Source organism: Clostridium sp. C2-6-12 (assembly GCF_009928485.1).
Taxonomy (GTDB): Bacteria; Bacillota; Clostridia; order Clostridiales; family Clostridiaceae; genus Clostridium.
Genome location: NZ_JAABNP010000004.1, coordinates 63426 through 82986 on the forward strand (window position 1 = coordinate 63426; position 19561 = coordinate 82986).

The 19561-nt window shown below is 28.9% G+C and carries 17 protein-coding genes; 4 read left to right on the plus strand and 13 right to left on the minus strand.

The window, feature by feature from the left end; genetic code table 11:
* Window positions 1-188 precede the first annotated feature (188 nt).
* The 6 genes from GXK56_RS04690 to GXK56_RS04715 form a co-directional block, all read right to left on the minus strand.
* Entirely contained in the window at window positions 189-1391 is a 1203-nt protein-coding gene (locus GXK56_RS04690; protein WP_160685652.1) for a saccharopine dehydrogenase family protein, read from the minus strand.
* A gap of 82 nt (window positions 1392-1473) precedes the next feature.
* Complete coding sequence (gene speE / locus GXK56_RS04695) at window positions 1474-2328, minus strand: polyamine aminopropyltransferase (RefSeq protein WP_160685654.1); 855 nt, start codon at window positions 2326-2328, stop codon at window positions 1474-1476.
* A 2-nt stretch (window positions 2329-2330) separates the two neighbouring features.
* Window positions 2331-3806, minus strand: coding sequence for an aminotransferase class I/II-fold pyridoxal phosphate-dependent enzyme (locus GXK56_RS04700; protein WP_160685656.1), 1476 nt, complete (start codon window positions 3804-3806; stop codon window positions 2331-2333).
* A 15-nt stretch (window positions 3807-3821) separates the two neighbouring features.
* The gene (gene speD / locus GXK56_RS04705; protein ID WP_202127830.1) at window positions 3822-4640 is read right to left on the minus strand and encodes an adenosylmethionine decarboxylase; all 819 of its coding nucleotides are present in this window, start codon (window positions 4638-4640) and stop codon (window positions 3822-3824) included.
* Window positions 4641-4894: 254 nt separating this feature from the next.
* Window positions 4895-5587 carry a hypothetical protein gene (locus tag GXK56_RS04710; protein WP_160685658.1) on the minus strand — a complete coding sequence of 231 codons (693 nt, stop codon included), beginning with the start codon at window positions 5585-5587 and terminating at the stop codon, window positions 4895-4897.
* 282 nt (window positions 5588-5869) lie between these two features.
* Complete coding sequence (locus GXK56_RS04715; protein ID WP_160685660.1) at window positions 5870-6676, minus strand: hypothetical protein; 807 nt, start codon at window positions 6674-6676, stop codon at window positions 5870-5872.
* Window positions 6677-6899: 223 nt separating this feature from the next.
* Between GXK56_RS04715 and GXK56_RS04720 the strand changes: the two genes are divergently transcribed.
* Window positions 6900-7364, plus strand: a complete 465-nt coding sequence (locus GXK56_RS04720; protein ID WP_160685662.1) for an RNA-binding protein — start codon at window positions 6900-6902, stop codon at window positions 7362-7364.
* A 71-nt stretch (window positions 7365-7435) separates the two neighbouring features.
* Here GXK56_RS04720 and GXK56_RS04725 read toward each other — a convergent pair whose 3' ends face one another.
* Window positions 7436-8266 carry an AraC family transcriptional regulator gene (locus GXK56_RS04725; RefSeq protein WP_160685664.1) on the minus strand — a complete coding sequence of 277 codons (831 nt, stop codon included), beginning with the start codon at window positions 8264-8266 and terminating at the stop codon, window positions 7436-7438.
* A 230-nt stretch (window positions 8267-8496) separates the two neighbouring features.
* Here GXK56_RS04725 and GXK56_RS04730 point away from each other — a divergent pair, with 230 nt between their 5' ends.
* Entirely contained in the window at window positions 8497-10695 is a 2199-nt protein-coding gene (locus tag GXK56_RS04730; protein WP_160685666.1) for an alpha-galactosidase, read from the plus strand.
* A gap of 313 nt (window positions 10696-11008) precedes the next feature.
* Window positions 11009-11605, plus strand: a complete 597-nt coding sequence (locus tag GXK56_RS04735; RefSeq protein WP_160685668.1) for a hypothetical protein — start codon at window positions 11009-11011, stop codon at window positions 11603-11605.
* Between the two features lie 139 nt (window positions 11606-11744).
* Here the strand turns inward: GXK56_RS04735 and GXK56_RS04740 are convergent, their stop codons facing one another.
* From GXK56_RS04740 to GXK56_RS04755, 4 genes are all read right to left on the minus strand, one after another.
* Window positions 11745-12449, minus strand: a complete 705-nt coding sequence (locus tag GXK56_RS04740; protein ID WP_160685670.1) for an MBL fold metallo-hydrolase — start codon at window positions 12447-12449, stop codon at window positions 11745-11747.
* Window positions 12446-13111: a hypothetical protein gene (locus GXK56_RS04745; protein WP_160685672.1), complete on the minus strand. Its 666-nt coding sequence runs from the start codon at window positions 13109-13111 to the stop codon at window positions 12446-12448. The genes GXK56_RS04740 and GXK56_RS04745 overlap by 4 nt, the downstream gene beginning before the upstream one ends.
* A gap of 279 nt (window positions 13112-13390) precedes the next feature.
* Window positions 13391-15154, minus strand: coding sequence for an ABC transporter ATP-binding protein (locus GXK56_RS04750; protein WP_160685674.1), 1764 nt, complete (start codon window positions 15152-15154; stop codon window positions 13391-13393).
* The gene (locus tag GXK56_RS04755) at window positions 15151-16881 is read right to left on the minus strand and encodes an ABC transporter ATP-binding protein (protein WP_160685676.1); all 1731 of its coding nucleotides are present in this window, start codon (window positions 16879-16881) and stop codon (window positions 15151-15153) included. Before GXK56_RS04755 ends, GXK56_RS04750 begins: the two co-directional genes overlap by 4 nt.
* 110 nt (window positions 16882-16991) lie before the next feature.
* Between GXK56_RS04755 and GXK56_RS04760 the strand changes: the two genes are divergently transcribed.
* Entirely contained in the window at window positions 16992-17801 is an 810-nt protein-coding gene (locus GXK56_RS04760) for a MerR family transcriptional regulator (RefSeq protein WP_160685678.1), read from the plus strand.
* Window positions 17802-17962: 161 nt separating this feature from the next.
* On the opposite strand, the gene GXK56_RS04765 is transcribed toward GXK56_RS04760, so the two are convergent.
* Together GXK56_RS04765 and GXK56_RS04770 are read right to left on the minus strand one after the other, a co-directional pair.
* Window positions 17963-18796, minus strand: a complete 834-nt coding sequence (locus tag GXK56_RS04765) for a zf-HC2 domain-containing protein (protein ID WP_160685680.1) — start codon at window positions 18794-18796, stop codon at window positions 17963-17965.
* Entirely contained in the window at window positions 18786-19325 is a 540-nt protein-coding gene (locus tag GXK56_RS04770) for a sigma-70 family RNA polymerase sigma factor (protein ID WP_160685682.1), read from the minus strand. Before GXK56_RS04770 ends, GXK56_RS04765 begins: the two co-directional genes overlap by 11 nt.
* Window positions 19326-19561 lie beyond the last annotated feature (236 nt).

Sequence of the window (19561 nt, forward strand, 5' to 3'; positions counted from 1 at the left end):
TTCGAGAAAGTTATAAAAATAAAAAAGTGGCCAAGCCACTCTTTTATTGTATATTTAGTGCCCCTTATGGGTACTTTGTGATCAATATAAAATTAACAGTAAAAACAAACGTAGTTCTTAATAAATCCAATTTAATAAAAGCCCTAAGGCTTTTCCGCCTCAACTGTTAACTGCTAATTATCAGTTAATTAATCAACAAGTGTTGGTTCAAAGCTTTCTTTCCATGGTAGTCCCCATTTATTTAATTCTTCCATAAATGGATCTGGATCGAATTCTTCAACATTATATACTCCTGGTTTCTTCCATAATCCCTTCATAACTAAGCTTGCACCTATCATAGCTGGAACTCCAGTTGTATATGAAATTGCTTGTGAGCCAACTTCCTTATAACATTCTTCATGATCACATACATTGTAAACATAGTAAGTCTTATCTTTTCCATCTTTTTTACCTTGGAAGATACATCCTATGTTAGTCTTACCTTTTGTTCTTGGTCCAAGTGATGCTGGATCTGGTAAAACTGCCTTTAAGAATTGTAATGGAACTATTTGCTTTCCTTCAAATTCAATTGGTTCAATTGAAGTCATTCCAACATTTTCAAGTACATTTAAATGTGTTATATATTTTTGTGAGAATGTCATCCAGAATCTTATTCTCTTAATTCCTTTAATGTTTAAACCTAAAGATTCTAATTCTTCATGGTGAAGTAAGTACATATCTTTTGGCCCTATTTCTGGGAAATCATAAACTCTCTTTATTTCTAGTGGTTCTGTTTCTATCCATTTTCCCTCTTCCCAGTAGCTTCCTGGAGCAGTGATTTCACGAATGTTGATTTCTGGATTAAAGTTAGTTGCAAATGGATATCCATGATCTCCAGCATTTGCATCTAATATATCGATATAGTTTATTTCATCAAAATAATGCTTTTGAGCATAAGCACTGAATACTCCTGTAACACCTGGATCAAATCCGCTTCCAAGTAATGCTGTAAGTCCTGCTTTTTCGAATTTTTCTCTGTAAGCCCATTGCCATTTATATTCGAATTTAGCTGTATCAAGTGGTTCATAATTAGCTGTATCTACATAGTGAACCTTAGTTTCTAAACAAGCGTCCATGATTGTTAAATCTTGATATGGAAGTGCTAAATTTATTACAACTTCTGGTTTAAATTTATTGATAAGTTCTACTAATTCTGGTACATTATCAGCATCTACTTGTGCTGTTTGTATCTTAGTCTTAGTTTTTCCTTCTAATGAAGCTTTTATTGCATCACATTTAGATAATGTTCTACTTGCAATGCAGATCTCTTCGAATACTTCTGAGTTTTGACAACATTTATGAATAGCAACGCTAGCAACTCCGCCAGCACCAATAATTAACGCTCTTCCCATTTTTTATTCCTCCAATTGATTTATAAATTTTTAAAATCTAAAATAGACCTTAAATAAGATAAAAAAACATGTATTTTAATTTTTAATCTGTAAGACCTGGCAACATTTCCTTTACATAATTAGGCAATGCAAAACTTCCTACATGAAGATCTGTATTATAGTATTTTGTTTTTATGCCTAACTTATTCCAAGCATCTGCATTTAAATCTTTTATTGGATGATACTTCTTTGAAGCAAATCCAAATAACCAATGCCCTGATGGATAAGTTGGGATATGTGCTTGATATACTCTAATGATAGGAAAGTAATTCACTACTTTTTCATGTGCTTCCTTCATTGCTGCTGCATCACCATCGTAATATGGACTTTCATGTTGATTAACCAATATTCCATCTTCCTTTAATGCTTTGTAGCAATTTCCATAAAACTCCTTAGTAAATAAGCCTTCTCCTGGTCCAAATGGATCTGTTGAATCAACTATTATTAAATCATATTCATTTTCTTTACCACGAACAAATTTTAAGCCATCTTCATAGAATTTGTTAACTCTCTCATCATCAAGCTTACAAGCTGTTATAGGAAAGTATTCTCTACAAATATCTACAACTCTTTTATCTATTTCAACCATATCTATTTGCTCAATAGAATCATACCTTGTAAGTTCTCTTATAGTTCCGCCATCTCCGGCACCAATAACTAAAACCTTTTTAATATTAGGATTAGTTGCCATTGGTACATGAACTATCATATCATGATAAATAAATTCATCTTTTTCTGTTATCATCATTAATCCATCTAAAGTGAAAAATCTACCAAATTCCTTTGCTTCCAAAACATCTATTCTTTGAATTTCAGTTTGTTCCGTATGGATTTCCTTTTCAACTTTAATAGAAAATCTTACATTTTCAGTATGTTGTTCTGTATACCATAATTCCATAATTATACCTCACTTTCACCGTTAGCAACTATATTGATATTTTCAATTTTAGGATCTTCTGTTCCTGTTAAAAAACATCCTTTTTCTTTTGCATAACTTATATAGTCTAAAATTTCTTTAGTTATTCTTTCTCCCGGAGCAAGAATTGGTATTCCAGGTGGATAACACATTACAAATTCAGCACATATCTCATTATTGCTTTCACTCATGGGCATTGAAACCTTTGGTGAGTAAAATGCTTCTTGCGGTGTAAGTACAACTTCTGGATTTATATACTCATGATCAAACATTCCTGCTTTATCTTTTGAATATAGTCTTTTAATTTCTGACAGAGATGATATTAATCTTTCTATTGCAAGATTACGATCTCCAACTGAAATAATTGCTAATATATTACCAATATCACCAAATTCGATTTGAATACCATACTCATCTCTTAGAATATCATACACTTCTATTCCTGCAAGCCCTATATCTCTTGTAAAAACAGACAACTTAGTCACATCAAAATCATAAACTGCATCACCATCAATTAATTCCTTTGAAAATGCATAATAACCATCTATCTTATTTATTTCACTTCTTGCATATTCTGCTATTTGTACAACCTTAGGAAAAATCTCTTTACCATGAAGCACTAAATCTCTTCTTGCTAAATCAAGAGAAGACATTAGCAGATATGATGCACTTGTAGTTTGAGTTAAATTTATTATTTGTCTTACATATCCAACTTTTAAATCGCAATTTAAAAGTAAAAATGAACTTTGAGTTAAAGAACCACCAGTTTTATGCATACTGATTGCTGCCATATCTGCACCTGCTTCCATTGCTGATATTGGCATGTTTTCTCCAAAATAAAAATGTGTTCCATGTGCTTCATCAACTAAAACATACATACCATTTTCATGTGCAATTTTAGTGATTTCTTTTAAATTAGAACAAATTCCATAGTAAGTTGGGTTATTTACAAGTACAGCTTTTGCATCTGGATTTTCTTTAATTGCTTTTTTTATATCTTCAACGGACATTCCAAGAGGAATTCCAAGTTTTTTATTTGTTCCTGGATTTATATATACAGGAATAGCTCCACTTATTATCAAAGCATTAATAGCACTTCTATGAACATTACGAGGCATGATAATCTTTTCACCTTTTTTACATACACTCATAACCATAGCTTGCACTGCTGAACTCGTTCCATTTATCATAAAAAATGCATGTTTTGCGCCAAATGCATCCGCTGCAAGTTCTTCTGCTTCTTTTATTACTGATACAGGATGGCAAAGATTATCAAGAGGCTTCATTGAATTTACATCAACTGATAAACACTGCTCGCCTAAAAATTCCCTAAGCATAGCATTTCCTCGTCCTTGCTTATGTCCTGGTACGTCGAAAGGAACCACTCTAGCCTTTTTATATTCCATTAATGCTTCATAAATAGGTGCTCTTGAGTGGGATTTTATATCTTTATTCTTCATTTCTTAATCCCCCCATTAATATATATTAGTTCCACTGAAAATCTCAATCATTTCTTTACGAAGGTTGCTTTCAATTTCAAGCCTTTCCTTAGGCCTAATTTCATAAACGTCCCTATTAAAGAGATAATTTTGAAGTTCCATTTCTTTTATCAACATCTTAGTGTGAAATATATTTGATTGATATACATTTATATCCATCGCATCGTATTTCTTTAAAGTATTTTCATCAATATATTCTTGTATTGATGTTATATTGTGATCTATAAACAATTTCTTACCATCAACATCTCGAGTAAAACCTCTAACACGATAATCTATCGTTATGATGTCTGAATCAAAACTTCCTATAAGATAGTTTAATGCATTTAATGGAGAAACTTCTCCACAAGTGGCTACGTCAATATCCACACGAAAAGTAGCAATTGAATTATCTGGATGATATTCAGGATAAGTATGCACGGTTACATGACTCTTATCTAAATGTCCCACAACAGTTTCTCTCGTTTTCATAATTTCTATTTCGCCTCTGTTACAAGATTCATCTATTTTTTGTACCCCTAAATTTTTTTCTGATATTAAAATAGTAACACTTGCCCCTTGGGGATCATAATCTTGTTTTGAAATATTAAGTACATGTGCGCCAATACTTTCTGTTACATCACACAGAATTCTTGTAAGTCTTTCTGAATTGTACTGCTCATCAATGTAAGCAATATAGTCCTTTTGTTCTCGCTCACTTTTTGCATAGCATACATCATAGATGTTAAAGCTAAGTGTTTTTGTGAGGTTGTTAAAGCCGTATAACTTCAGCTTGTTTTCCAACCCTAACATCACAACCTTTCTAGTTAAATTAAGTTCTAGTCGCATATTATGCACAACATCATTGGCTTGCTATTTCTTTAATAATACACCTTTTTTGAAGCACTTTTATCATACAACATTGACATTTTACTATATTATCTTTAAAATTGCTACTATTTATGACAATATTTCTTTGATATACTTGGTTAAATTTATTTAACGTCACTTATGCTTAACTTTCTTATTAAATACTACCAATTTCTCATTAATATAAAATTTAATTAGAGTTAATTATTCTTCTTCATAGCCTTATCTTTCACAAATTGGTTATATTCTTCTATTGAATAAAGTTCTGGTTCTCTTACTTCCTCTAAGAAATGAGCTGCTTCCGCATCTGCATTACTAAATGCTAATACAGATTTATACATTTCTATGGCTTTATTATAATCCCTGTATTCATCTTTTGGTACGTATGCTCCCATATGCCATCTTATCATTAAACATTCTTCTAAAGTCAATTTTACAAATTGCTGAAGTAAAATTACACTTTTTTCACCATGACCTAAAGGAATTTTTTCATCAAATTCATAAGATGCATATCCTATCCATTTACCTGTCATTTCATCTTTTTTTAATCTCATTGTCTTTTCATATAAATTACATTTACACAAATCATGCAGGTATCCTGTTAAATAAATTGTCTCATTACTTAAACCAAGTTTAAATTGTTTATTTTTCTGAATTAATAATTCAACAACATTATCTGAATGGTATGCAAGTCCTCCATCAAAGTTAGAATGAAACTTTGTTGAAGCTGGTGCTGTAAAGTAATCTGTTCTTTCTTCTAGATATTTTATTAATTCATCTATTCCATCTCTTTTTATAGAGCTTAATCTTTCAATTATCTTATTTTTTAATTCCGTCATTTCCTGTTCTTCTTTAGCTTTTGTCAATTCCTTTAAATTGCTTAAATCGCTCATCTCTATATCTCTCCTAACAATTACTGTGATTATTATACTAATTATTTTTTGCCTATAGACATGTAATCTATTCATCTTTTATGCTTTACTATCATTTTAGCACTTTTATCAAAAAACTCATATCATTAAATGATATGAGTTTTTATAAATTATATTTTTTATTAGCTCTAAAATAATATCATTATAAGTTTTCTAATTCAATAAGTTTAGCTTAAATTCCTTAAGCAGTAAGAGATATAATAAATATATCTACCATAATTTAGAGATTAAAGAACTGATTTTTTACTTGCTCTTCTCATATTCTTCTTCTAGCTTTCTTATAACTTTATCTTCATTATATATGCAAAATGGCCACATTCTTGTTTCTATTTTGCACTTTAGCCACTCTGCTTTTAAATATATTTGAACAATATAATCTATGTCATTATTTAAAACTTCAATTTCATTTTCAAACTTATTTATTATGCGGTCACTTTGCTTAAGAATTTCTCTTATATGTTTTGAATCTGCTCCACATACTTCTTTAACTTTTCTTCTTAACTCTAATAAATTTATATTTTCCATTTTAACAATCTTATCCTTATTTTTATTATCTTGTATTACATTCAATAATTCCTTTAAAACTTTCTTTTCATTTATTATATCCACAGCTTCATGAAATTTAGTCACAAGTTCATGTTCATTTTCTACATCTTTAATTGAATTTTTGCAAAAGAACATTAATAAATAACTATTTATAGCAGCTTTAAAATCTTCTATTTTGCATATTAAATCCTTATCTAATCTTGAACTAAAGTTGAGATACATTTTTATTAAAGAAACATTTTTCTCTAACTCTCTCCTATAACTTATTTTATTTGTTCCATCTTTAGCTATTATATATAAGTTAGTTATATTACTTAATTCTTTTAAGGTTGCAATATGTCCTCTAAGTGTAGTAATCCAAATAACCCTAAAGCGCGTGATATTATTAATATATAAACCTTTTTTATTTTGAAATAAGTTAAATACTCCTGTTAAGAAAGTAATTATTATCCCTATGAAAGTTATTATGTCAATTATAGCTACTTCAACGTCTCCAATTCTCATAAATTTCTCCTAGACTATAAAAAATATATTATATTTTTGTTTTTCCTTATTTCTAAGGTTTATATACATCATTTTTAAAGTTCTTTTATTCACATCTATCATGAAAATTCGTATATTATTTTAAATAATTTATTCACATCCATATTTTAAACAATTTATCTGTACCCTTTTATTGCTAATTGCAATAGATTATATTAAAGCAATTAATTAAAAAGGTGGTAAAATGAATCCATTAATAAACATGATATTAAGTTCACTTTTATCTGGCATGGGTGGGGGCTTAGGAAATAATATGATGAATTCTATGCCTAACCCAAATCGTGGGAATGGCCAAGCTCAAATGAATGGTATGCCTAATATGAATAATATGCTAAATGGTAATGCTCTATTAAATATGCTTATGGGCGCTATGGGTGGAAATATGAATTCTGGCATGAATGGAAATCCTTTGATGAACCTGCTTATGGGTGGAATGGGCAATAATAGAGCTTCATTTAATAACAATAATTCTAGTATGAATGGTTTTAACAATATGAATGGTGCTGGTTCTAACATGAATGGTTTTAATCCTAACATGGGCGACATTAATTCACTCTTAAACATGTTTATGGGAAATCAAGGCACTTCAAATATGAATAACATGGCTTCTAATAATCCTCAAAAAAGAAAATCCCATTCAAAAAAATAATAATAAAGCTGATAAAATAGCCAGCTTATTAAATGCTCCTTCAAAGGAGCATTTACAATATTTCCCAAGGGTCAGACCCCTTTTCTATATTGTTGTGGTGACATGCCCTTTTCTTTTTTAAATATTTTAGAAAAACCTAAGGTATCTTCATATACTACTGAGCGAGAAATATCTCCAATTGTTAAACCTTTGTTTTCCATAAGTTCACAAGCCTTATTAATTCTAAATTTTATTATGTATTGCTGCGGAGTCATACCTATGTTTTCTCTAAAAAATGTACTAAAATAATTTTTATTAAGCCCTACACTTTTAGCCATTTCAGCAATAGTTAACTTGCTAGCATAATTAGTTTCAACATAATGAAGGCTCTTTTTTATATATAATTCTTTATAATTACTATTTATAGTGTAATTTTTTCCAGCCTCCTCAATAAGCTCAGATAAAAACATACTGAGTAATCCTTGTAATCTTAATTCCCTAGCAAATTTTAGTTCAGCAGCTTTTCTCATATCTTCAAAACACTTCTTTACAAACTCTACTTCTTTACATTCAAAAATAGGATTTTCTTGATCCAAGTTTGCTAATTTTAAATATAGTTCTGCTTTTATTCCTTTAAATCCAATCCAAGTATATATCCATGGATCTTCTTCATCTGCTTCATAATATGTAACAATATCTGGACAAATTAAAAATCCCTGATTTTCTTTTAACTTATACGACTTTCCATTCACATAAAATGTGCCTGTTCCTTTAAGGATAAAGTGTATTAAATAATGATCTCTAACCGCTGGACCATAGGAATATGATTTCTTACATTTTTCCATACCACATTGATATACAGTAATATGAAATCCTTCTTTAATAATTGGCGAAAAAAATGCCATTTCAACATCTTTATTCATTTTAAAATCCTCTTTTTCAAATATAACAAAATTATTTTTCTTAGATTATACCATAATAATCTTATATTATTCCATTTCATTTTCCGCCAATAACATTATACTTATATTTAATGAAACCCTTGTGATCCTTTTAGAGAGTTTCTAAGTCTTAATAGAATAAATTTATTTTTACTCTGTATTAGCAGAATTATTCTTAATCAATAAATTTTAAATTACGTGGAGGAATTAATATGAGCATTATATATGATAACAATACAAAATCTTTTCATTTAACAGCTAATAATACTAGCTATATATTGCAAATTCACGAAGATGGATATTTATCACATATTTATTTTGGAAGAAAATTAAGAAATTTTAACTGCAATAATTTATTAGCACTTAGAGAAAGATGTTCTTTTTCCCCAAGTCCTAATCAAAATAATAGAATGCTAACTCTTGATACTCTTCCTCAAGAATATCCATCTTATGGAACTAGTGATTTTCGTACACCTGCCTATTCAGTTCAGCTTGAAAACGGATCTACTATAACCGATTTAAGATATGAATCTCACAAAATTATAAATGGAAAGCCTAAATTAGAAGGTCTTCCTGCAACTTATGTTGAAAATGATGACGAAGCTCAAACTTTAGAAATAACCATGTTTGATGAACTAATAGGACTTAAAGTTATTTTATCTTACACTGCTTATGAAAATTATGATGCCATAACTAGAAGCGTAAGATTTATAAATTGCGGCAGCGAAGATTTAAAATTATTAAGAGCTTTAAGTATGAATATAGATTTCAATAATTCCGACTATGATTTCCTACATTTACACGGTGCATGGACAAGAGAGAGACATATTGAAAAAACTCCTTTATTAATTGGTACTCAATCAGTAGAAAGCAGACGTGGTTCAAGCAGCCATAATCAAAATCCTTTTATTGCTTTACTTAGTAAAGATGCTACTGAAGAAAATGGCGAGGTATATGGTTTTAGCTTAGTATATAGCGGCAGCTTCCTTGCTCAAGCTGAAGTAGATCAATACAAAACAACAAGAGTATCTCTTGGTATAAATCCATTTGATTTTTCTTGGCTCCTTAAACCAAATGAAACTTTTCAAACTCCTGAAGTTGTAATGGTTTATTCTTCAAATGGTCTTGGTGAGATGTCAAGAACCTATCATAGACTTTATAGAAAAAGATTATGCAGGGGTATTTATAGAGATAAAACAAGACCAATTTTGGTAAACAACTGGGAAGCAACCTATTTTGATTTTAATGCTGATAAAATCGAAAATATCGGTAAAGCTGCAAAAGAACTTGGAATAGAACTTTTTGTACTTGATGATGGCTGGTTTGGAAAAAGAGATAATGATAATTCTTCCCTAGGAGATTGGTTTGTTGATAGAAATAAACTTCCTAATGGACTAGATGACTTAGGCAACCGCATAAACAATTTAGGCTTACAATTTGGCTTATGGTTTGAACCTGAAATGGTATCTCCTGACAGCGATTTATATAGAGCTCACCCTGACTGGTGTCTTCATGTACCTGGCAGATATCGTACACAAGGAAGAAATCAATTAGTATTAGACCTTTCAAGAGAAGATGTATGTGATTATATAGTAGATTCTTTATCTTCTATTTTAAGCTCTGTTAATATAAGCTATGTAAAATGGGATTATAACAGAAATATGACCGAAATAGGATCTCCTCTTCTTCCTCCTGAAAGACAAAGAGAAACAGCACATAGATATATGTTAGGTTTATACAAAGTTTACGAAAAGCTTGTGACTGCTTTTCCAAATGTATTATTTGAAGGCTGCTCTGGAGGTGGTGGAAGATTTGATCCAGGGACTCTTTACTATATGCCTCAAATTTGGACTAGTGATGATACTGATTCTGTAGAAAGATTGAAGATTCAATATGGAACAAGTATAGTTTATCCAATCAGTACTATGGGAGCTCACGTATCTGCTGTACCGAATCATCAGGTTCACAGAAATACTTCTCTAAAAATGAGAGGTGATGTAGCAATGCTCGGTAACTTTGGATATGAACTTGATCTCACTAAGTTTAGTGATGAAGAAAAAGAAACTGTACAAGAACAAGTTAAAGCTTATAAAGAACTTAGAGAATTAGTTCAATTTGGAGATATGTACAGACTTATTAATCCATTTGAAAAAAGCGAAGCTTCTTTTATGGTTGTAGCAGAAGATAAAGCAGAAGCTTTTGTAAGCTATTTTAAGATTCTAACCACTCCAAATGAACCAATAAAAAGATTATATTTACGCGGGTTAGATCCAGATAAAAACTATTCAGTTGAAGGCGAAGGAACCTCTGGAATGATATTCGGTGGGGACGAGCTTATGTATGGCGGCATTACTATCCCTGACCTTCAAGGAGATTATCAAAGTACTACTTGGAAAATCAAAGCTGTTTAATATATTTCACCTAAACTTTTCATAATTATATAAAAGTCATGGTTTATACTACAATAAAATGATTTTTAGTAAAAATAGTTGATAGTAGAAAATTTATTTTTTCATTACTATCAGCTTATTTTTTATACAAAGTATTATTATGACTCTAAAGATTTTCTCTTAACATACTTTTATGTTCTTTTCAAATAAATATAAATTTATAAACCATATATTTATGTCACATATTTTGAATTTATACCAATATTTTTAAGTAATTATGGAAAACATATAATTAGTATTTTCATAATAACTCAAAAATAAGGAGTCGATTTTTATGTTCAATAAACAACTTAAAATTGCTGTCTCAATTACCATATTATTTGAAATAATATTATTGGGTAATGCTATTTTCAAACTTATGTCTAATCAAAAAGATAATATATCCTTGTTATTTGAAGCTATGATATGTATCTTATTCCCATTTATAATTACATATGTTTCAAATAAGCTTAAATTAATTTTACCCTCAACTTTTCAAACTATATCAGTAATTTTCGTTTTACTTGCCTTGTATTTTGGGGAATATCTTAAATTTTATTCTAAGTTTTGGTGGTGGGACTTGTTTCTACATGGTTCTTTTGGCTGTTATGGCGTTATCATTGCCCTCCACTTAATTAGAGGAGTTATACAGAAAGAAAAGGGTATAAGCACAGGTAGATTTGCTGTCTTTTCTTCAATATTTGCTTTTTGCTTTTCAATTACAATAGGTACTCTATGGGAAATAGTTGAGTTTTTGTGTGATTATTTCTTGAATACAGATATGGTTAACGGAGGACTTGAAGACACTGCTACTGACCTTATTGTTAAAGTCATAGGTGCTTTCATCACTTGTATAATATTATACAACACTAAATTAAAGAAAATGAAATAAACTATTTAATTAAATAACAGATAATATTTTATGCTATTTACTTGTATTTCATATTAATGGATTTAAGATCATCCTATAATTATTCTGACTTTATAGGATGACCTTATAATTATAAACTTACTTTAAGATACTTAATGTATTAATTAAATTGATAAGAACATATTTTATCACGATATTTTTCCGAACAATCCATGCCCTTCAATCTTTCACTTACAGAAATATCATTCCAGCAATGTATAGGATATACTTTATCTGTATCCGTATTTTTCATAAAATAATCAAACCCTAAATAAAACTCTTCTCCCTGCCTTGGATCTAAAACAACAAAAGCAATATCAAAATGTCTTTTCTTAATTTTATTTATTTCTTTTTCATAATTTTCTCTAGCTCTTTCATTATCACTTTTATCTCTGCCATTCCACCACCATAGATTTAAATCTCCTGCATGATAAATTGTCTTATCTTCAGCCGTTATAATAAATGCTACACCTTCATCTGTTGATCTTAATGTTTCTATTGTCAAATCTGATATTTGAAGAGTTTGATTGATATTAATAAATTCAATATTCTCATAAACCTCGTCCTCAACACCATTCGTATTAAAAAATTTTCTTCCAAATTTACGTTTAATATCTTTTGAAAATATATATTTAACATTTTGATATCTTTTTAAAAGCTGAAAAATGGATATATCAAAATGGTCATGGTGATTATGGCTTGAAAATACATATATTGTTTTATTTTCATCAAATTCAGGAAGTTCTCCTTTAAAATAATCAAATAATAAAATTACTTTTTGGAGTTCCACTGAAAAACAACTATGTTCTATATAAGTAACTTTCATTTGTATTCTCCTTCATCTAAAATTTCTATTGGAACTAAATTCAAAAATTCATATTCTCTCAGTGGCATATCTTTAAGAATATTTATAATTTTATCATAGTTATTTACCAAATTTAATTTTTGTTCCATAAATAAAGCTTCTAATGAAACATTTTCCCATTCAATCCATCTAGCATAACTATTACGTTCATTAATATAATTTTTGAATTCATCATATTTTTCTGCTTTATTTAATATATCATCACATATAAAAAAATTACATACAAAGCTTCTATACCTCTTAGGTAATGTACAGCCTTTTCCTGCTTCTACAAATGGACACGCCCTAAAAAATATAGTTTTATCCTTAACCGTAGTACCGCATTTATACTCATTTTTTATATACTCGTTATATCCTGCTTCATCAAAATATCCTTTTGCATGAATATAATAATTATGAATTTTAGTTTTAGGAAGATTAATAATCTTCTTTAAGGTTTCTAAGCCTTCTTCTGTTTTTACCATCTTATGAATTTCATACATTGAAAACTTAGGGAAATACCAACAACATCCTCTATTTTTTACCGAACATAAACTCTTTCCAAAATCACTTTGGCAATTCCAACAAGAACTACAACCATATTGAGGAATGCCTTGATCAACTTCTAAATTAATTTTAATCATTTTAGCCTCCTATTTAGTTATAAAAATACTCTTCATTAATAATACTAAAACATTGTCAGGATTCATTTGTTAATTAAAATATATAACTACAATTAGCTTCATCCTTTTCTGATAATTATTATATATTTTTTTGAATGTAAAAAACAAGCAATCGATAGAATTTGTTTTCTACTAATTGCCCATTTCTAATTATAAATATCTTATTAATTTATTATCTTTTTCGATAAAATGTATACATGAAATGATCGAATTCTATTTAAAATCATGAACTTTAAAATATCACACCACATCAGCTTCTCCAAATTGAGCCTTATATAATTGTTCATAATATCCTTTTCTTTGTAAAAGCTCTTCATGTGTTCCTGTTTCTACAATTCTTCCATCATTCATTACCAATATTAAATCTGCATTTTTTATTGTTGAAAGTCTATGAGCAATTACAAAAGAAGTTCTTTCTTTCATTATATTTCTCATAGCAGACTGTAACTTTTGTTCTAATCTTGTGTCTACAGAACTAGTTGCTTCATCTAAAATAAGAATAGGAGGATCGCATAAGACAGTTCTAGCTATTGTCAAAAGCTGTTTTTCTCCTTGTGAAATATTGCTAGCTTCTTCATTTAATATCATATTATAGCCTTCAGGAAGTGTTGTAATAAAATGATGCACATTTGCCACCTTTGCTGCTGAAATGATTTCTTCCTTACTTGCATTTTCCTTTCCATAACCTATATTTTCACTAATAGTCCCTTTAAAAAGCCAAGTATCTTGCAAAACCATTCCAAAGTTTTCTCTTAAGTTCTCTCTTTTCATATGGCGAATATCAACTCCATCTATTTTTATAGAGCCTCCTGTAACATCATAAAATCTCATTAATAAATTGATTAATGTAGTCTTTCCTGCTCCTGTTGGACCTACTATTGCAACCATTTGTCCACTTTTTACATGAAAACTTACATTGTTAAGCAACGCTTTATCCTTTGTATAAGAAAAAGCTACATTTTCAAAAGATACATTTCCATAATTTTTATTATTTTGCTTTTCTAATAAAGTATCATCTATTTCTTCAGCTTCATTTAAAAATTCAAAGACTCTATGAATTGCTGCTATAGAAGACTGAATTGCTCCAGCAAGCTGAGTAATTTGCGACATAGGCTGATTCACCTGCCATATATAACGAATAAAGGCTTGTAGCTGACCAACAGCAATAGTACCAGAAATAACATAAAACGAACCTAATATGGCTACAGCTCCAACTCCAATATATGTGACTAAAGCTACAAGAGGATTCATCAAACCACTTAAGAACTGTGCTTTAAAACCTTCTTTACACAACTTTTCATTAATCTCAGTAAATTCCTCCATGGAAGCTTCTTGCTTTCCAAACAATTTGATTTCATTAAATCCTGTATATTTCTCCTGCACAATACCATTGAGTTTTCCTAATGCATCTTGTTGCTTTTGAAAAATAGGCTGAGACTTCTTTGTAATAACCTTAGCTATTATAACTGAAAAAATTATAATTATTATTGAAGAAACAGCCAAAACACTTTGAATCTTAAACATCATAAATATTGCCAAGCTCAATCCTAATATTGCATTTAAAATTTGTGCAAAGCTTTGTTGTAGTGCATTAGAAATAGTCTCCACATCATTTGAAACTCTGCTCAAAGTATCCCCTAAAGAGTTTTTATCAAAATATGATATTGGAAGCTTTGAGATTTTGTTTTGAACATCTTTTCTTAAGTCCTCCATTGCATTTTGTATTGCATCTGTCAAAAAAAGTTGATAAACATAACTGCTAATAGTTCCTAGTAAATAAACAAGACTTAAAGTAATAATAATCTGCCCTATCTTCGTAAAATTCACTGATCTTCCATTAGTAAAATCAGAAAATAACTGGGTAGTGATGGCACCTTCTAAAATTGGACTAAATGCAGCTAAAGAAGCAGCTATAACAATTAATAAAATTGCTAATATTATTTTTATTCTATATTTTTTTAAATATGGAATTAAACATTTAATGCCATTATCTTTTCTCTTCATCGTTCTAATTCCTCCTTTGACATTTGACTTGCAGCTATTTCATAATAAATGCGACAATCCTTTAATAGCTGCTTATGAGTTCCTATTCCAACAATTTCTCCTTCGTTTAAAACTATAATTTTATCAGCTTCCATTATTGAAGATACTCTTTGTGCTACAATTAAAGTAATTGCTTCTTTAATTTCTTTTTTTAGATTCTTTCTTAACTTAGCATCAGTTTTTAAATCTAGGGCAGAAAAGGAATCATCAAATATATAAATCTCTGGTTTTCTTACAATTGCTCTTGAAATACTCAATCTTTGTTTTTGTCCACCCGATAAATTACTTCCACCTTCTTCAATCATTTCTTCAAATTGATTTGGTTTCTCTTTTATAAAATCATATGCTTGAGCAATTTTAGCACTTTCTTCTATTTCCTTTTTAATAGCATCATGTTTCCCATATTTTATATTTTCATTTATACTTCCTGAAAAAAGCATAGATTTCTGTGGAATAAATCCTATTTTCTCTCTCAAGGATTTTAAATCATATTTTCTTACGTCTATTCCATCTACTTTAATACTTCCTCCACTTACATCATATAATCTTGGAATCAAATTAATTAATGTGCTTTTACCACTACCAGTACTTCCAATAAAAGCAACTACTTCTCCCCTTTTTGCTTTAAAACTAATATCCTGTAAAACAGAAGCTTCGCTGTCAGTATATTTAAAAGATACTTCTTCAAACTCTAAGGTTCCACTTTCATCACTATTGATTATAGGATTTTCTGGGTTTTTAATATTGGGGTCTTCATCTAATAATTCTTGAATACGTCTGGCACTTATTGCAGCACGTGGATACATTACAAATACAATACAAAATAACATAATTGAAAACATAGCATGAAACATATACTCTTGAAATGCCACTAAACTTCCGATTTGGAGCACACCATTATCAATCATTTTACTAGATAAAATAAATATAGCCACAAGTCCTATATTTAGAAGCATAAAAAATGCTGGCTGCGAAATTGCCATAAGCTTAAATAACTTTTTAGAATTATATGAATAATCTCCATTCACTTGTGAAAACCTCTGAATCTCGTATTTATCTTTTCTAAAGGCACGAATCACTCTTACTCCAGTTAAATTTTCTCTTAATATTCTATTAATATTATCCATTCCATTTTGCTGGTTTGAACTTATTGGTTCACTAATTCTAGCGATAACGTATACTGCAACACAAATAATTGGAATAAGCGCAGCTATTACCATTGATAATGTTATATTAGTCTTTATTACCATGAATATACTTATAAATATCATTACTGGAGTTAGTAGTGCTGTTCTAAATAATACATTAATAAACTGCATTAAAATAAATGCATCATTAGTAGTTCTTGTTATCATGCTTGAAACTCCAAATTTGTTATACTCTGTATGTGAAAATTCCTGTGACTTCTTGAAAATGTCATTTCTAATATCTCTAGTAATAGAAGTACTAACCTTTGAACTACAATAAGCAATAAGAATATTACCTATTCCGCCAATAATGGCTACAATTAAAATCACAATTCCTAATTTATATATGTAGTATTTATCATTTAATACTATCCCTCTATCTATAATCTTAGATACAATTGTTGGAATCCCAAGTTCTGCTACAGCAAAAGCCAAAACCCCTAGGATGTTAAAAAATACATATCTTTTGTATTTTTTTAAATGCTGTAAAATCAATCTCATTCTAAACACCTCTTTGAACAAATATTTCCTTAAAATCAACTTGATTTAAGTATCAATAGGTTATATGATAAACTATAATGTTACCTTATAGTCAAGAGGAGATAATATAAATGCACAAAAAGTATTTTACTACAGGAAAATTCGCAAAGATGTGTAATATAGATAAACATGTTTTATTTCATTATGATGAAATTGGTCTATTTCAACCTGAATTAATAAAAGAAAACGGATATCGTTATTACTCTTATGAACAGTATTTCACTTTATATGTCATATTAAATTTAAAAAATTTAGGAATGTCTTTGAAGGATATAAAAGAATATCTTGAAAATCGAGACCCAAGTATGTTTTTAGATTTGCTAGAAGAAAAGAATACAGAAATCTCAGAAAAAATAAAATGGCTTCAAGATATTCAAAAAACCATTAAAACATTAAAAGACATAACCACAGAAGCATTAAAAAGTAATGATAACATACACCTTGAGTCACTTCCAGAAACTATTATTCTAAGATCACAAAATCTTGAAAATACTTCAGATAAAGACTTTGCTTTATTTATGGAAGACTATATTAAGTTTTGTAAAAGTTTAGGTATAACTATTAATGAATCCGTAGGAACAATCGTTTCTGTAGATAATATAAATAGTAAACAATATTTAAATTATTCTTATTTATATATAAAATCTGATAATCATGTTGAAGGAAAAACTATAATACGTAAACCCGGACTATATTTATGTGGGTATTATAAAGGTAAGTATGAGGAATTCTATAAGCTGTATGACCAAATGCTATCATATGCTGAAAAAAATAAAATTCCTCTAGGAGATTATTCTTTTGAAGAATATCTAATTTCAGATATAGCCGAAAAAAATTCCCATAATTATGTATCAAAAATTATGATTGAAACCCTTATATAAAATTAATATTAATATAATTTCATTTTTCAATAATTGTCTATAATCTAAGCGCTTCATCATAAAAAATATTCACCTCACCATTTGTGCTATTTACGGTGAGGTGAACATATTTATGATTCTTAATCTATACTTTATCCAATTAAAATATCCTAATAATTATTTCATCGTTTATGCCTTTCAAAATATCCAAAATCATTTCCAGAATAATACATATTATAACCTTTACTACTTTTTTCCTTTCCAAAATCTACTGGCAAATATTTTTTATCAAAATTTACATTCTTAAGCTCGATAAATTGAGTAAATACATAAATAATCTTATGTTCTTCATTATCAAGTAGTGCATACTCATAGCAATGATTTCGATTAAATATTGTTACATAAGCTGGATACATAAAATTTTTGGTGTCATAGACAATGTTGTTTACCTTGTCTTTATAATTTTGATTTTCATAACTTTCACAAATCTTAGAAAGCCTTAATACTTCCGCATCAAAATCTGTTTTTGAAAGAGAATATTCTAAATAAATCTGACACGTAGGATCAAAAAGAGTATCCCTATGGTAATAGTAATAGGAATCTACTTTCGCTGATTTTGGTATTTCTTTTGGAAAAATATAAAGATTACTATATCCCTTAAAATCTTTAAAAGAACCATAGTCCTTTATATTTGATGTTTTAGTAGGAAATCCACCAGTAAAAAACATCCACATAAAAGTTATGACAAAAAGTAAAAAAGCTATAATACTTGCCACTAAAATAAAAGCTATTTTTATTTTCTTTCTAACTCTCTTCCCATAATTAACAACATTTTGATTTTCAATTACTATAGGTTCTGGTAAATCAATTTCAGCTTTATTAAGGTCATTATAATATTCTTCACATGCTTTGCACTCTTTAAAATGTTCTTCAATGACTTCATTGCTTTTTTTGTTAGCAATGCCATCCTTATAAATAGGTAATAAATCTCTAATGACTTCACAATCATATTTCATAGCCATACTCCTCTCTCAATTTATTCTGCATTACAATTTTTCCTCTATGATAAATTACCTTTGCCGAAGCTTCGCTTATTCCTAATAATTTAGAAATTTCAGTATAAGGCATATTGAAAAAAATTCTATAAATCATTACATTTTGATTTATTTCTTTAAAAGAATTAATAATTCTAATCATAATATTGATCATTTCCTTATTTTCATAAGTTTTTTCCGTGCTACTAATATGAGATTTGGGATCTACCTTATCAAATATAGAAGAGAAAACATTAAAATTTTCTGTTTTTCTATTTTTTCTTATATATAAATAATAACTATTTTTTGCGATCTGGCATATCCAAGTTTTAATATGGCACTTGCCTTTAAAGCTACCAATTCCTAAATAAACTCTATAGAAGGTTTCTTGCGTAAGTTCTTCAGCTAAATAGGAATTATATATAGTTAATTTCATTAAAAATTTATAAATATCATCATGATATTTTTGATATAATACATCAAATTCTTGAATAGCTTCATCTCCTTGCACTTTTCCACCTCCTTTATAACACTACACTACATTACATTAGTTTCATTAAAATAGAAAAAGTTACACTTTTATTTAATAATTTGATTTTAAATCTGAATGTAAGATCTGTTTTAATTTGTAGATAGTACCATATTTCTCAAGATCTAAATATATAGTTTTTTATTTTTATCCGTAAAAATAAATCTTCCGACCTCCTAAATCTTCGGTCGGAAGAATATCGGATGTCGGAAGACTTT

What these genes read in the sequence shown, in the direction of transcription:
- GXK56_RS04690 (WP_160685652.1), bottom strand. Translation starts at nt 1,391, where the DNA reads ATGGGAAGAGCGTTAATTATTGGTGCTGGCGGAGTTGCTAGCGTTGCT.
- speE (WP_160685654.1), bottom strand. Translation starts at nt 2,328, where the DNA reads ATGGAATTATGGTATACAGAACAACATACTGAAAATGTAAGATTTTCT.
- GXK56_RS04700 (WP_160685656.1), bottom strand. Translation starts at nt 3,806, where the DNA reads ATGAAGAATAAAGATATAAAATCCCACTCAAGAGCACCTATTTATGAA.
- GXK56_RS04710 (WP_160685658.1), bottom strand. Translation starts at nt 5,587, where the DNA reads ATGAGCGATTTAAGCAATTTAAAGGAATTGACAAAAGCTAAAGAAGAA.
- GXK56_RS04715 (WP_160685660.1), bottom strand. Translation starts at nt 6,676, where the DNA reads ATGAGAATTGGAGACGTTGAAGTAGCTATAATTGACATAATAACTTTC.
- GXK56_RS04720 (WP_160685662.1), top strand. Translation starts at nt 6,900, where the DNA reads ATGAATCCATTAATAAACATGATATTAAGTTCACTTTTATCTGGCATG.
- GXK56_RS04725 (WP_160685664.1), bottom strand. Translation starts at nt 8,266, where the DNA reads ATGAATAAAGATGTTGAAATGGCATTTTTTTCGCCAATTATTAAAGAA.
- GXK56_RS04730 (WP_160685666.1), top strand. Translation starts at nt 8,497, where the DNA reads ATGAGCATTATATATGATAACAATACAAAATCTTTTCATTTAACAGCT.
- GXK56_RS04735 (WP_160685668.1), top strand. Translation starts at nt 11,009, where the DNA reads ATGTTCAATAAACAACTTAAAATTGCTGTCTCAATTACCATATTATTT.
- GXK56_RS04740 (WP_160685670.1), bottom strand. Translation starts at nt 12,449, where the DNA reads ATGAAAGTTACTTATATAGAACATAGTTGTTTTTCAGTGGAACTCCAA.
- GXK56_RS04745 (WP_160685672.1), bottom strand. Translation starts at nt 13,111, where the DNA reads ATGATTAAAATTAATTTAGAAGTTGATCAAGGCATTCCTCAATATGGT.
- GXK56_RS04750 (WP_160685674.1), bottom strand. Translation starts at nt 15,154, where the DNA reads ATGAAGAGAAAAGATAATGGCATTAAATGTTTAATTCCATATTTAAAA.
- GXK56_RS04755 (WP_160685676.1), bottom strand. Translation starts at nt 16,881, where the DNA reads ATGAGATTGATTTTACAGCATTTAAAAAAATACAAAAGATATGTATTT.
- GXK56_RS04760 (WP_160685678.1), top strand. Translation starts at nt 16,992, where the DNA reads ATGCACAAAAAGTATTTTACTACAGGAAAATTCGCAAAGATGTGTAAT.
- GXK56_RS04765 (WP_160685680.1), bottom strand. Translation starts at nt 18,796, where the DNA reads ATGAAATATGATTGTGAAGTCATTAGAGATTTATTACCTATTTATAAG.